The sequence below is a fragment of the Klebsiella sp. GFKo11 genome (assembly GCF_056490265.1).
Window position 1 is genome coordinate 693,740 of sequence record NZ_CM151369.1, and the last position, 13,753, is coordinate 707,492.

Below are 13,753 nucleotides of genomic sequence, written 5' to 3' on the forward strand. Positions count from 1 at the left end.
TTGATATATTTAACGGAAAGATGTTCTCATTGCTGCCGCGATCTGTTGTCGCGATATTAATTGAACATCATTCTCACCTTTAGCCAGCAGAGTTGAGCTTCCACTGAACCATTCTTTGATATTGATGGCGTATCCATCGGATAAACACATCTCGCCATCGATACGTAACTGAAATTGCCGTTCTATATTGCATACGCTGGCCCAGCATTCGTTAAGGCCCATCAACGAGCTGGGAACAAGACGAATATCCAGATCGGAATGAGCATCAGTCCATTGCCATGGGGTAACGATTTCCAGTGCCACCGACCCCCATACCCCGAGCTGAATTTCCGGCCAGCGCCACCCCTGAGCTAAAGCATTAAATGCACGTATCGCATCAGTGCGTCTGGCGACCGAGAGCGAGGCCGTTTGCTCTGGCGTTGAGGTACGCGTTATTGCCGATGACGCCACCTCCGTAGCCAGACGTAAACGCCGCTCTTGCCAGCGCAGAGGGAAACAAAAGCCCAGTGGAGTCAGCCCTTCATGCCGTTCGCCACGACGCACAATCCCCGGCAGCGACCCGCTCAACAGACATTCCCGAACTTGTCGCCGAATCTCGGCTGGAAGCTTGCTGAATGTACTCTCGAGCCGTGCCGCAATAGCATCCAGCGCCGAAGGTTCCAGCCAGCACAGGGTATGCCGTTGCAGGGGCATCATCGTGCTTTACACCACGCCGGATCGTTTTTCGCCTGCTGCTGCAAATCCCGTTGTGCCTGTAGCAGAGCGTCGAACTGGGCCGTTGCCTGCGGGCCGATAATATCGACAGGCGCGACTCCTGCAGTACATTCGCCGGGGATCATTTTTGGCCAGAGCCGGATATGCGTTGCACCAGCTTCGGTTTTCAACTGCGTCGAGACGTGACAAATTCGCCCCTTGATGCGCAAGATCGTCCGCGCTGTGCGTTCAACTATCTCCCGACTTTGCGCAGTGGTTGCCATCACCACCATGTCGTACTCCGGCGTGGTGCGCTGGCGTTTCCAGGTCTGGATTTTCCCCTGCGGATTGCAAAGATGCCCGCTTACAGCGAGGGGAAAACTGTCGCCAGTTGGCAAACCGCCCACCACGACCTCCCGCCAGTCGCCACCCTGCGGAGCGTGGACCAGCGAAATATCCTCGCGTAGCGGGACGCCATCAAGCACCAGCCAGCCGAACTCCTGACAGCCATAAATATCGTGCAGCGCATAGCCCAGCGAAGCCGCCAGCGGAACCAGCTCTTCATCCAACGGCGTTCCCGCCGTTATCAGCGTCAGCTTTTTCGGCAACCTGTCCGCCAGATCCATCTTCAGCGCCTGCTCCAGGGTAGCGCGTAAAAATGAGGACTCTCCCACCACCACGTCCGGCGACTGCTGGCACAGGGCGATAAGCAGCGCATCCCGGCAGGAGCGGGATAAAAACGACCAGTGAAGGCCGTTCTCGTCCAGCGCCTGGCGAGTAAACACGTTGACCAGCGGCGGATAGGTCACCAGCATATTTTGCCCTGGGGCTATGCCGCATATCGCCAGCGCCCGTTTTCCGGCGGCGGCGCGCAGCGTTAGCTCGCTGTGCGTGACGCCGACGATATTCTGAAACGCGCTGCTGCCGGTAGTGAAGGTGACCAGCGCCAGGTTGAGCGGCGTATGGATCTCTTCAATAACGTGCGCCGCTGTCGGGCCGGCAATGCCTTTGTCGTTCAGCGTCCGGCGCGGCATCTCTTCAAATGAAGGAATACCGGGCTGCGCCTGGACCAGCCATTCGAGCGTGGCGATGGGATCGTTCATATTACTTTTCCCCCTATATCAGTCGGGCAGATAACGCGCCGCCACTTGCTGATATTCATCGTGCATCTGCGCCAGAATGACGCCACGCATTTTTCTGCCGCCACGCTCTTCGCCGGAGAGCCCGCGGCCCTGCGGGCCGGTGGCCTGAATACCCACGTCCTGTTTTTGCCGGCGCACATCGCCAATATGCCGAACAATTGCCTCTCTCATCGCCGGGATGGTTTTGATTAACTCCTCCACGCCGCCCAGTTGCCAGAAGAACTCAGGACCTGCCGCAAAGACCGGGTTGCTGCGGGAGAGTTCGCTCAGGCGTTCCACATCCTGACGCGTAATACGGGCGATGCTGCTTAGTGGCATAACGTGAATCATGGTGCCGAATTCTGAGGTCAGGCTGAGGATATGGTCGGCCTGCAGGCCGTGGCACAGAAACGCGCCGCTAATGGCGCGGCCAATTACCATAGCGATAATCGGATGCCCGGCATGACGCGCTTCGGCCAGCGCCAGCTGATACGCGCCGGTCGCTTTATTCATGCCGATAATCTCTTCCAGTTTGCCTGGCCCGTTCCCCGGAGTATCGACAATCAGCACCAGCGGGCGTTTTTCGCCAGCAGGTTTGTCTTTATCCATCGCCAGCGTGCGGTAGACCGCCAGCGCCATTTTGTAGCCCTCTTCCAGACCGATGATCCCCGCGTAAACGACCGGGAAGCGCGGATTGAAGGTCATGGCGTCGTTGGCGATCACCGTGCAGATTTCACCGTTGATGCGTGCGCTGCCGACAACGGCACCGGGGCCGTAGTCGTCGCAGGGCAGGTTGAGTTCCGCCAGCGCGTTTTCGGCAAAGCTGCCTTCATCGACAACCAGGTCGATGGCCACACGCCCCTGACCGAGTAAATTTTCCATCATGCTTCCTCCACGGACAGGCGTTGGACATTGCTCAGGAAGGTCTCCAGGCTCATATCAACCAGTGATTGCGGGGCAGGATTTCCCGCCGCCGCCCAGACGTCGCGTGCGTCGGTCGGCGCAAGCTCGCTGATTTTCTGCGTCAGTGCCATCTGTGCGCGGACTTTTACCTCGCTGCCAATTCGGCGCATTGCTTCAATATCGGGCCAGGATAAATCGGCAATTTGCGCAGCCTGCTGGTGGAAGGCATCCAGCGAGTCGGCAATCAGGTAATTGCAGTCGCCGACGATGTATTTGTGCTTGCCGCCGGTAGTGCGGAACACCAGTGCACGGTCAGAAGCGTCGAACTCGCTGCGGCCCATCTCCTGCTCGATAACTTCCGGCCCGGTCAGCCCGAGGCGGCCTGATTCGCTCATGACGATCAGGTCCGTCGCGGCGGCGACAAAGCCCATACCGCCGAAGCAGCCGATTTTGCTGCCGATCAGCGCCACTACCGGTACGCGACCGCGCAGGGTTTGCAGCATATCCATACACTCGGCATGAGCGAGCAAACCGGCGTTGGCTTCATGCAGGCGCACGCCGCCAGTTTCAAAGGAGATAAGCACAATTGGACGACGTGCCAGGTCGCGGGTCTGCGCTGCCAGTTCGTCGGCCAGCATCAGTGCGCCGACCATCTTCGCGCCGCCCACTTCGCCGACGGAGCCGCCGATAAAGCGTCCTTCTTGCGAGATAACGATGGCCGGATGCTGGCCGAGCAGGCCAATGCCGGTAACCACGCCGTCATCGAACTCCACGGCTTCGCCCAGCACCGGCAGATGCGGGCTGACCTGCTTTGCCGCCGGGCCGATAAGCTCGGTAAATGTGCCTTTATCCACCAGCCCTTCGGCGCGAACGCGAGCGCTGGCTTCCAGAAAACGCAGGTCACTCATAATGGTTTTCTCCCGGCATGGCCTGTTGTAATGCTTGTTGAATTCGTAACGCCACGACCGCAGGCGTCGCGTTGTTATCGTTGATGCTGACCTGCATATCGCCCAACGGACCGTTATCGAGAAAACGGGTGAGGACGATTTCCCAGATAGCGTCGAACCCGGTGACCGGCGTACAAATGCTGATGTCGATTCCGCCTGCCAGGGCTTTGGGTTCCAGCAAAACTTCCAGATCGCCGGAGCCCACGATGCCGCAGTGCACGGTTTGCGGCAGGGACGGACGGTCGCTTTTGCCGCTGAAATGCTGTGATATTTGATGTAGAGCCATTTGCTATTCCCTTACCAGTTACGGAATCGAGCAGGAGGGTTGTACAGACCGCCGGACCACTCGACCAAATCACGAATACTCTTCGCCGCCAGCATCTGGCGGTTGGCGCGGCGTCTGTCGATGCCTAAATCTTCCGGCGTTTGCACAATACCGGCGTCGCGTAGCGCTTGCGTTTGCACCGGATCGGCGGCAAGGCCGATATCGGTGTATCCCGCTACGGCGCGAATTGCCGCCATCCGCTGTTCCAACCCTTCGCAGCGATGCAGGTGGGCTAGCCCCTCTTCGGTGAGCACGTGGGTGACGTCATCGGCGTAAACCATCACCGGCGGTAGGGCGAGACCGGCTTTTTCCGCCAGTTCCCAGGCGTCCAGTTTGTCGACGAAAGCAGGCTGGCGCTTCTCGCGGAAGGTCTCCTGCATCTGCACTACAAGGCGCTTGCCGCGCGGCATATCGCCAATCAACTGCTGCTGGGTGGCCTTGAACTCTTCGCCGCACTTAAGCCAGGATTGGGTGACGTGGCGGCGGCCTTTGGCATCGCAGCCCATATTCGGCGCGCCGCCAAAACCGGAAACGCGGCTGGCGGTGGCGGTGCTGCTGTTGCCGTACTTGTCGATTTGCAGGGTGCCGCCGATAAACATATCCAGCGCGTAGTGTCCGGCGGCCTGGGCGAAGGCGCGGTTAGAGCGCAGGGTGCCGTCCTGACCGATGTAAAACACGTCCGGGCGCTCAGCGACGTATTTTTCCATTCCCAGCTCGCCGCCGAAGCAGTGTACCGACTGGATCCATCCGCTTTCGATCGCCGGGATCAGCGTCGGATGCGGGTTCAGTACCATGTGAGTACAGACTTTGCCTTTTAGCCCCAACTCTTCGCCGTAGGTCGGCAGCAGCAGTTCAATAGCGGAGGTGAAGAAGCCGATGCCGTGGTTAATACGCTCAACGCCGTATTCGGCATAGATACCCTTAAGCGCCATCATCGCCATCAGTACGTGGGTATCGGTGATCAGCGCTGGATCGCGGGTGAATAGCGGCTCGACGTAGAATGGACGCGGCGCTTCGATAACCGCATTCACCCAGTCGCCGGGAATATCGACGCGCGGCACTTTATCGACGATCTTATTCACCTGGGCGATAACGATCCCCTGGCGGAAGTGAGTCGCTTCGGCGATCACTGGCGTATCTTCGGTGTTGAAGCCGGTGTAGAGGTTGCCGTCTTTGTCCGCTTCAAACGCCGTGATCAGCGAAACTCGCGGCGTGAGATCGACAAAATAGCGGCTGAACAGTTCCAGATAGGTATGGATCGCCCCGAGCTTGATTTTGCCCTGCTGGATAAGCTGCGCCAGACGCCCATCCTGCGGTCCGGCATAGGCGAAATCGAGCTTTTCAGCGATGCCTTTCTCGAACAGATCGAGGTGTGAACTGAGCGGCACCGACGACTGCACCATATGTAGCCCGGAGATCTTTTCCACATCTACTTTACACAGACACTCGGCGAGAAAATCCGCCTGCTTCTGGTTGTTGCCCTCAATATTCACGCGATCAAAACTTCGGATAACCGCTTCCAGCGCGGCGACGGTATCACCGGAATCGATAATCTTCCCATCACGGAAATACGGAGCCAGAAGGTTCAGGCGCTGCACCGTATCATCCTTAAGTTGATGCCAGTTGTGCTCTTTAAGCATGTTTTTAACTCCCTTATTTCAGAAGGAATAGCGTGGAGATAAAGACCCCGGTGGCGATGGCCGACACAATCAGGCCACTGACGCCCGCGCCCATTGCCAGCGGCAGAATGACGGCGTAAGGGTTTTCATGGCTGACTTCTTTCTGTGCGATTTTGGCGGTGGTCGGCAGGCACGAAACCCCCGCGATACCGATAGCCGGGTTGTAGCGTCCTTTCGAGATAAGCCAGATAAACCAGCCGCCAAGCAGGGCGCTAATTGCTGAGATAGCCAGCGCGCCGATACCGAGGATCAGGATGATGCCGACTTTCGGGTCAAGAATGGTTTGCGCTTCGCACAGCGTGCCGAGCAGCAGGCCAAGGAACAGCGTTGCGGTGTAGGTCAGGGTGGATTCAAGCAGCTTCTGGAACGGTTCGATCTCGGCTTCTTTAATAGCGATCCCAAGGAAGAACGAAAGGATCAGCGGGGCGGCGACCGGCAACAGCAGGCACAGTAGCAGGCAGGCGCAAACGGTGAAGATGAACTTCGCCTTTTTCGACACCGTCGGATACTCAATATCCACTTCCATCCCGAGGTACTTTTTCGGCACCAGCAGGCGCACCAGATACGGGTAACCGGCATAGGTCAGGCTCAGATATAAGTAGGCGATGATGGCGATAGGAACAAACAGATTCGGTGCCAGAATCAGCGAGGCGAAGAGCACCATCGGGCCGTCGGCACCGCCGATGGTCGCAATAGAGGCCGCTTCATTGGCGGGGAGGCCAAAGACTTCAATGCCCAGCAGCAGTGCGGCAAAGGTACCCGCTTCGGCGAACAGCGCCACAACGATACTGGCCCAGGGGCGGAGCAGAATAAAACTGATGTCGCTCATTGCGCCGATGCCGAAGAAAACGATGCAGGCAATCAGGCCGTTGCTGAAGGTTAAGTTGTACACCGGCTGCAGGAAGTTAATCTGCATCAGGTTCACTAAATCGGTTGGGTCGCTGATCATCGGGTCGAGAATTAAGGTCCCGGTTTGCCCGTCAGCGAGAAACAGTACCCCGGCGTTGACGGCAATCATGCCTAAGCCCATTGGCACCATAATCAGCGGTTCAAGCTTACGACGAAAACCCATCCATGCCAGGGCAAAGCCCAGAATGATAAGTAATATTCGCGCGATCGCTATTTTGGGGTCTTCAATAAAAAAGGTGCCGATGCCCGAAAAGAGCTTAACAAAGATATCCATAAAATATATTCCTGATAACGCAAAATAGGGGCGTGTTAGTCGTCGGTGATATTCAGCTTATTCATTACTCTATTAACACCTACAATTATTCCGACAACGGCAAACGAAATAACAATCGTCATGCCATAAGTTAATAACGTATATAAATAGATACTCATATTTCTTCCTTTGTAGGATCCTCATGCGATTGATGACAAAGAAAATACATGGCCAGGCTCAGTGCTAATAAGTCTGCTGACCCGCCTGGGCTGACCCATTTGTCCAGGCACCATGCATTAAATTCGTTAAGCTCATGTTCGATACCGGGATGGCTCATTCCTCCCTGGTTCACCAGACGCTGCGCACGTTGTTTCATTTCATCCAGGGCGTGATGGCCCGCGCGCGAAATCACCGTCGTATCATCGCAGCGCGCCATCAGCGCGAGTAGCGTATGGATCAGCGCTTCACGCCAGCTAAACCCCAGAGAGAGTGCCTGATGTAGAGCAGGAAGCCCGATATGGCAGACCAGCGGAAAGCCCTGTTCCGCCTCGCCGCGCACGCCGGTCACACCAAATTCCAGGTATAGTTTCTCGCCGTGGGTTTGTGCTGAACGATGGGCGAGCGCGGCGAAATCATTGCGGCAGAGATCGAGGCACAGACCGGCGACGCACTGGCTTAATGACTCGCGAGTAAGCGGTTGGTTCTGGCCTTTTAGCCAACCAGCGGCGGCGGCCAGAATAGCCCCGGCAAAGAGAATGCCGCGCTGGGTATTTACCTGTCGGGTAGATTGCAGCAGCGTGGCTTCGTATTGAATTCCGATAAGACGTACCTTGGGAAATAGATCAGCCAGCGAGCCCTGATGATATTCTCCGGCCTGCGCGCAAGCTTGAAAACAGGGGGCAATGGCCGAGGTGCTGGTAATAAACAGCCAGATATCCATATCGTTATGCGCACCTTGAGAATGCGGCGTCACCAGGCCCGGTTTCGGCCAGGCGCAGACCTCCATTAACAGTGCTTTTAATAAGCACTCACCGATCCTTATTGCATTGACGGTTGGTTGGCTCATGGCGTTTCTCTTTCTGCGCGTTCATTTATGGGAAATAAAGCAAGAGAGAAAGTAACATTGCTATTTTTAGAGAACAATTACGCTCGGGGTAACGTAATTACGCTCAACGTAACCAGAAGAGGGAAATGGAGTGATAAGAATGAGGGCGGTCACAATTTGTCATTTGCGACAAGAGAAAATGCAGCCCGCTTCACGCTTTCGGTGGCGTTACATTTTATTATGTGTGAGTGAATTTGTTACTTATGTTTAATGTTTATGATAATTAAATAAGAGTGAAACGTTATCGTGGGTTATTTAATATCGGGCGATGTTTGTATCTGAAACCATCCTGTAGGGAGTGTGCCGGACCGGATACAGCGGCGTTGTGTGTTCGGATTTGCGGGGCCTGTAGCCCGGACAGATGCGCAGCATCGCCTCCGGGAAACAGCGCGCAACGGAACTTCCGCTTTTCTTCCCTGGTGGTGTCTGAATTTCACGGGGCGCGGATTGATGTGTAGATTTCTGGATGTTATACAACGCGGTCCGGATACGACATACAGGGATGTGTAGTGAATAATGAAGAAGATTATTTTTATTATTGCTGTTGCGATTGTCATTACGTTGCTTGCCTGGCGCAAGTCGCCCGAGAGGAGTGAAACGGCAATCTTCCTGCCGCAGGAGACGACAAGTTCAGCATCAACGGTCAAAAAAACGATTCATCCCGGCGATCGCCTGTTTGTGCGTATTCTGAAGGCGGAAGATAAACTGGAAATGTGGTTCAGTAGGGATGGGCAACCCTATGAACTCTATAAGACCTGGATCATCTGCGCATGGTCCGGCGGGCTGGGGCCGAAAAAGGCCGAAGGAGATGGCAAAAGCCCGGAGGGGTTTTACGCCACGACCAAAGCGCTGCTGAACCCTAACAGTCGTTATCACTTGTCCTTTAACATTGGTTACCCTAACGCTTATGACCGGGCTAACGGGTTTACCGGCAGTTTTATTATGGTTCACGGAAACTGCGTTTCGGCGGGTTGCTACGCGATGACCGATGCCGGAATTGAAGAGATCTATAGCCTGGCGGCGCAGGCGTTGAACAGCGGGCAGAAAACTATTCCGGTTTATATTTTTCCGTTCGCCATGACGGAGCAGAATATGCAGCGTGCTGCGGACTGGCCGGAAGCGACGTTTTGGCGTTCGTTAAAACCGGTGTACGATTATTTTGAGAAATATCGCCAGATACCTGAAATCCGGGTGGTGAATCGGCGTTATACCATCTCTGCACTGTAACGTTCAGGCGGGGCAAAAGTATGCCGCCGCCTTCCGAATAGCCTTACCCGAGAAGCTCTTCTTTCACCTGCATCGCCAAATCAAATGAATGCAGGCGTGCCTGATTATCGAAGATTTGGCCGTTGACCATGATTTCATCGGCCTGAGTTTCTCGCAGGATGGACTCCAGCCCGTGGCGGATTTTCGCCTTATCACCCACCAGCGACATGCTCAGCGCCTGCTGGACGCCATATTGTTCAGAGGCAGACCACAGCTGATGCATATTTTGCACCGGAGGTGGCAGCTGTCCGGCTTCGCCGCGGCGTAGTTTAACAAACGCCTGTTGCATCGAGGTGAACAGGAATTCCGCATCTCTGTCGCTGTCGGCAGCAATAATGTTAATGCACACCATGGCGTACGGCTTCTCTAACCGTTCCGACGGTTTGAAATGAGAGCGATAGAGATGCAGGGCCTGGAAGAGCATATCCGGCGCGAAGTGCGAGGCGAAGGCGAACGGCAGGCCAAGCTGGGCTGCTAACTGAGCGCTGTACAGGCTGGAACCAAGCAGCCAGACCGGGATCTTCTCGCCATAACCGGGAACCGGGCGCACGTGCGGATTCGGATCGCGAGCGTCAAACCAATCCACCAGCTCCGCGACATCGCGCGGGAAGTTATCAACATCACCGCTCATATGGCGACGCAGCGCGCGCATGGTGGGCTGATCGCTGCCCGGCGCGCGGCCAAGACCAAGATCGATACGTCCGGGATAGAGCGTGTTGAGCGTGCCGAACTGCTCAGCAATCACCAGTGGCGAATGGTTGGGCAGCATTACCCCACCGGAGCCTAAATGTAGGGTGGTGGTATTAGCGGCAAGATAGCCAATCAGTACCGAGGTCGCGGCGCTGGCGATACCAACCATATTATGGTGCTCTGCCAGCCAGTAGCGGTGATAGCCGCGTTTTTCAGCCAGCTGCGCCAGGTCTAATGAATGGGAAAAGGCTTCCTTGGCGGAAGAACCTTGCGGGATCGGCGCCAGATCGAGCACCGAGAACGGAATAGATTTGTCAGTCATAAAGGCTCACTTTGCAACAGCATCGTCATCAGATTGAAGGTCTTCTTCCAGCCTGGCGCATCCGGGATGCACCGGCCAGAAAAGCTGCGACTTTAATAGTGCATTAAAAAGCAGCGATAGCCATTAACAAAGTGAGCGGTATATCAGCTCTGTAATTCCAGCCCGGCGAGGCGTCGCCAGTAACCGTTGCAGTCGCTGTTCGCCGTCAGCGGCAGCGGCGCTGCGCCATTTTCATTGGCGCGGAAGGCGTCCAGCATCGCGAAGGTTTCGTTGCCCAGCGGCGACAGGCGAACCATATCCACCAGCCCGTTCATGGTGCTCAGCTCATTCCCGAGGTTGTAGACGTAGCCGCTCATGGTCTGAATGCCGTTGAGCACGAACACCTGCTGGTTCTCCTGCGAGAGCACGTCGCGCCCATTGGGGTATTTGATACAGCAGGTTTCGCATTCGTCTTTTGGCCGGTCTTCCGAGCGGGCGGTAAAGCAGCGGGCGGAGTAGGCCAGCGGCAGATGGCCGTAGCTCAGGACCTCAACCTCGAACTGGTTGCGAATGCCCAGCTCGTCGCACTGGGTCAGCAGATTCGCCAGCCAGTCGCGGGAAAGCTCAACCGGCATGCACCAGCGCACCATCCCTTGCTTGAGCAGTAGACGCAGGGTGACGGCGTTATAGCAGTTGAGCGCATGGCCGGCGACGAACGGCAGCTTACGCTCTGCGCACAGGTTGACGACGCCAAGGTCGCTGGCTTCAATCAGAAATTCGCCGTTATCGACATAGCGCTTCAGTTCGCCCAGTTCAGAGGAGGCCTGGACCAGCGCGAGGGTGGAAAGCACCACCTGTTTGCCGCTGCTCGCCAGCGTTTTCGCCATCTCGATCCAGTCGCCGACCTTGGTGGCACGGCGTTTGCTGCATACCGCTTCGCCGAGATAAATCGTATCCGCGCTGGAGCCTGCCGCCTGCTGGTAAAAATCTTCCAGCGTCTCTTTTGACCAGTAGTAGAGCACTGGCCCTAATGAATATTTCATTGCTGTTCTCACTGCCATTTACGGTGATAAGCGCCAAGGGTGGTTTGCGTCCCTTCGGACATGGAACCGAGGGTTTCCATCCACGCTGATTGCGGCACGAAGTTCTGCGGATCGGCTTTGCAGCGGTCGATCGCTTGACGCCAGACTTTTGCCACCTGGGTGACGTACGCCGGGCTGCGCTGGCGGCCTTCGATTTTCACTGAGGCGATATTTGCTGCCATTAGTTCCGGCAGCAGCTCGAGGGTATTCAGGCTGGTGGGCTCTTCCAGTGCGTGATAGCGCTCGCCGTCGACCAGATAACGGCCTTTACACAGCGTCGGATAACCGGCATTTTCACCATCCTGATAGCGGTCTATCAGCACTTCGTTAAGACGTGATTCCAGCCCTTGCGGTGTTTGCTGCCAGCGAACGAAACGCGCGGGTGAGCAGGCGCCGACGGTATTTGGTGATTCACCGGTCAGGTATGAGGAGAGATAGCAGCGGCCTTCCGCCATGATGCACAGGCTACCGAAAGCGAAAACCTCCAGCGGTACCGGCGTGGCGCGCGCCAGTTGTTTGACCTGATGAATCGACAGGACGCGCGGCAGCACCACGCGGGCAACGTCAAAATTGCGATGATAAAACTTCACTGCCTCTTCGTTGGTGGCCGAGGCCTGAACGGAGACGTGTCGCTCAATATGCGGATAGCGCTCGGCGGCGTACTCCAGCATTGCGATATCGGCGAGGATTAGCGCGTCGGCCCCGAGTTGGGCTGCCATGTCGACTGCACGCTGCCAGCGGGCATAGCCATCAGGATGAGCAAAGGTGTTGATGGCAATATGCAGCTTACGGCGATGCTGATGCACAAAGCTGACGGCTTCCTGCAGTTTCTTTTCGGTGAAATTAAGGCCGGCAAAGTGGCGAGCGTTGGTGTCATCTTTCAGCCCGATATAGACGGCATCGGCGCCGTTTTCGATGGCCGCCTTAAGCGCCGGAAGGTTACCGGCTGGGCAGAGCAGCTCCATAATTTTTCCTGAAAAACGCGGCCCGTCAGGGACGCTGGATGGTTAATGAGCAGGGATTTTAGTTAACCTTCTGGTGACAATTTTTGATTTGAGGCAGTTAAAAGCGTATTGGCGGAATCAATACCAGGTACCCGACATTGTGATTTTGTTGATTTACGCCGCTATGTCGTTTATTTGATATGGCACAATAGAGGAACTATTGCATTCATGGAGTAAAGCTTGTGTTGGATAAACTGCGTTCCAAACTGGTTCACTTTGGCCCGTCAATGATGAGCGTGCCGGTTAAGCTGGCGCCTTTTGCCCTCAAGCGCCAGGTGCTGGAACAAGTATTAAGCTGGCAGTTTCGTCAGGCGCTGGCGGATGGGGAACTGGATTTTCTCGAGGGGCGCTGGTTAAGTATTAATGTGCGTGATATCGGCCTGCTGTGGTATACCTCGGTTGTTGACGGCCGTCTGGTGGTGAGTCCTACGGCTGAAGCTGACGTCAGCTTCAGCGCCGATGCCAGCGATCTGCTGATGATTGCTGCGCGTAAGCAGGATCCGGATACGCTGTTCTTCCAGCGTCGGCTGGTTATCGAAGGCGATACCGAGCTGGGGCTGTATGTAAAAAACCTGATGGATGCCATTGAGCTGGAGCAGATGCCAAAAGCGCTGCGCGTGATGCTGCTACAGCTGGCGGATTTTGTTGAAGCTGGCCTGAAAGGCCCGCGGAAACCTGAACAGACATCGGTAGGTGAGGCATGCTGATTCGAGTAGAGATTGGGATTGATGCACCGGGAATCGACGCGTTATTGCGTCGCACCTTCGGCAGCGATGCGGAAGCCGATCTGGTGCACAGTCTGCGTGAAGATGGCCTGATCACGCTGGGCGTGGTGGCGACGGATGACGAAGGTCAGGTCGTGGGCTATGTGGCCTTTAGCCCGGTCGCCGTTGAAGGCGAAGAGCTACAGTGGGTTGGTCTTGCACCGTTGGCGGTGGATGAAAGCTACCGTGGTCAGGGCATTGGGCGTCAGCTGGTTTACGAAGGGCTGGATTCACTCAATGAGTTTGGCTATGCCGCCGTGGTAACGCTTGGCGACCCGGCGCTGTATGGTCGCCTGGGCTTTGAAGCCGCCGCTAATTTTGACCTGCGCTGCCGCTGGCCGGATACCGCCGAGGCTTTCCAGGTCCATCGCCTGGCCGATGACGCGCTGGAAGGCGTGCACGGACTGGTTGAGTATAGCGATCACTTTAACCGCTTCTGAGACCCTCCAGCAGAGTCTCAAACGAACCATCTCCAGCAACGAGGCGTTCTTTCTGGCGCTTCGTTAGCTGCTTGATTCGATACTCCAGCCGCAGTGCTAGTGAGTGTTCACCAACTTCCTGACTAAAAGCCAGCTGAAGCTCTCCTTTTCCCCGCAACGCTTTCGCTCCCTTGCCATCCTGGTGCTGGCAAAAGCGGCGCGAAACATCGGTGGTAATTCCGGTATAGAGCCGATTATCGGCAGTACGAATCAGATAGAGAAACCAGCACAC

The 13,753-nt window shown here is 56.1% G+C and carries 15 protein-coding genes; 3 read left to right on the forward strand and 12 right to left on the reverse strand.

The window, feature by feature from the left end:
* Nucleotides 1-9: 9 nt before the first annotated feature.
* From mdcG to AC07P6_RS03370, 8 genes are all read right to left on the reverse strand, one after another.
* On the reverse strand, nucleotides 10-696 hold the full coding sequence (gene mdcG, locus AC07P6_RS03335; protein WP_478315640.1) for a malonate decarboxylase holo-[acyl-carrier-protein] synthase: 687 nt from the start codon (nucleotides 694-696) through the stop codon (nucleotides 10-12).
* Nucleotides 693-1,796: an acyl carrier protein gene (locus AC07P6_RS03340; protein ID WP_478315641.1), complete on the reverse strand. Its 1,104-nt coding sequence runs from the start codon at nucleotides 1,794-1,796 to the stop codon at nucleotides 693-695. The genes mdcG and AC07P6_RS03340 overlap by 4 nt, the downstream gene beginning before the upstream one ends.
* Nucleotides 1,797-1,814: 18 nt before the next feature.
* The gene (gene mdcE, locus AC07P6_RS03345; protein ID WP_478316933.1) at nucleotides 1,815-2,696 is read right to left on the reverse strand and encodes a biotin-independent malonate decarboxylase subunit gamma; all 882 of its coding nucleotides are present in this window, start codon (nucleotides 2,694-2,696) and stop codon (nucleotides 1,815-1,817) included.
* Complete coding sequence (locus tag AC07P6_RS03350) at nucleotides 2,696-3,625, reverse strand: biotin-independent malonate decarboxylase subunit beta (protein ID WP_478315642.1); 930 nt, start codon at nucleotides 3,623-3,625, stop codon at nucleotides 2,696-2,698. The genes mdcE and AC07P6_RS03350 overlap by 1 nt, the downstream gene beginning before the upstream one ends.
* Nucleotides 3,618-3,950: a malonate decarboxylase acyl carrier protein gene (gene mdcC / locus AC07P6_RS03355; protein ID WP_110272885.1), complete on the reverse strand. Its 333-nt coding sequence runs from the start codon at nucleotides 3,948-3,950 to the stop codon at nucleotides 3,618-3,620. Before mdcC ends, AC07P6_RS03350 begins: the two co-directional genes overlap by 8 nt.
* Nucleotides 3,951-3,961: 11 nt before the next feature.
* Nucleotides 3,962-5,629, reverse strand: coding sequence for a malonate decarboxylase subunit alpha (gene mdcA, locus AC07P6_RS03360; protein WP_434661360.1), 1,668 nt, complete (start codon nucleotides 5,627-5,629; stop codon nucleotides 3,962-3,964).
* A gap of 13 nt (nucleotides 5,630-5,642) precedes the next feature.
* The gene (gene madB, locus AC07P6_RS03365) at nucleotides 5,643-6,851 is read right to left on the reverse strand and encodes a Na+-transporting malonate decarboxylase, carboxybiotin decarboxylase subunit (protein WP_110272887.1); all 1,209 of its coding nucleotides are present in this window, start codon (nucleotides 6,849-6,851) and stop codon (nucleotides 5,643-5,645) included.
* A 154-nt stretch (nucleotides 6,852-7,005) separates the two neighbouring features.
* Nucleotides 7,006-7,896: a triphosphoribosyl-dephospho-CoA synthase gene (locus tag AC07P6_RS03370; protein WP_478315643.1), complete on the reverse strand. Its 891-nt coding sequence runs from the start codon at nucleotides 7,894-7,896 to the stop codon at nucleotides 7,006-7,008.
* 555 nt (nucleotides 7,897-8,451) lie between these two features.
* Between AC07P6_RS03370 and AC07P6_RS03375 the strand changes: the two genes are divergently transcribed.
* Nucleotides 8,452-9,162, forward strand: a complete 711-nt coding sequence (locus AC07P6_RS03375) for a L,D-transpeptidase family protein (RefSeq protein ID WP_478315645.1) — start codon at nucleotides 8,452-8,454, stop codon at nucleotides 9,160-9,162.
* A 43-nt stretch (nucleotides 9,163-9,205) separates the two neighbouring features.
* Here the strand turns inward: AC07P6_RS03375 and AC07P6_RS03380 are convergent, their stop codons facing one another.
* The 3 genes from AC07P6_RS03380 to ubiU form a co-directional block, all read right to left on the reverse strand.
* On the reverse strand, nucleotides 9,206-10,213 hold the full coding sequence (locus tag AC07P6_RS03380; protein WP_112213585.1) for a luciferase-like monooxygenase: 1,008 nt from the start codon (nucleotides 10,211-10,213) through the stop codon (nucleotides 9,206-9,208).
* 143 nt (nucleotides 10,214-10,356) lie between these two features.
* Nucleotides 10,357-11,235, reverse strand: a complete 879-nt coding sequence (locus AC07P6_RS03385) for a U32 family peptidase (protein ID WP_478315647.1) — start codon at nucleotides 11,233-11,235, stop codon at nucleotides 10,357-10,359.
* Between the two features lie 8 nt (nucleotides 11,236-11,243).
* On the reverse strand, nucleotides 11,244-12,239 hold the full coding sequence (gene ubiU / locus AC07P6_RS03390) for a ubiquinone anaerobic biosynthesis protein UbiU (protein WP_049014787.1): 996 nt from the start codon (nucleotides 12,237-12,239) through the stop codon (nucleotides 11,244-11,246).
* Between the two features lie 221 nt (nucleotides 12,240-12,460).
* Here ubiU and ubiT point away from each other — a divergent pair, with 221 nt between their 5' ends.
* Together ubiT and AC07P6_RS03400 are read left to right on the forward strand one after the other, a co-directional pair.
* The gene (gene ubiT / locus AC07P6_RS03395; RefSeq protein ID WP_112213587.1) at nucleotides 12,461-12,985 is read left to right on the forward strand and encodes a ubiquinone anaerobic biosynthesis accessory factor UbiT; all 525 of its coding nucleotides are present in this window, start codon (nucleotides 12,461-12,463) and stop codon (nucleotides 12,983-12,985) included.
* On the forward strand, nucleotides 12,979-13,482 hold the full coding sequence (locus AC07P6_RS03400) for a GNAT family N-acetyltransferase (protein WP_181484746.1): 504 nt from the start codon (nucleotides 12,979-12,981) through the stop codon (nucleotides 13,480-13,482). The genes ubiT and AC07P6_RS03400 overlap by 7 nt, the downstream gene beginning before the upstream one ends.
* On the opposite strand, the gene AC07P6_RS03405 is transcribed toward AC07P6_RS03400, so the two are convergent.
* The gene (locus tag AC07P6_RS03405; protein ID WP_110272894.1) at nucleotides 13,469-13,753 is read right to left on the reverse strand and encodes a GIY-YIG nuclease family protein; all 285 of its coding nucleotides are present in this window, start codon (nucleotides 13,751-13,753) and stop codon (nucleotides 13,469-13,471) included. The two genes, AC07P6_RS03400 and AC07P6_RS03405, sit on opposite strands and share 14 nt — an antisense overlap.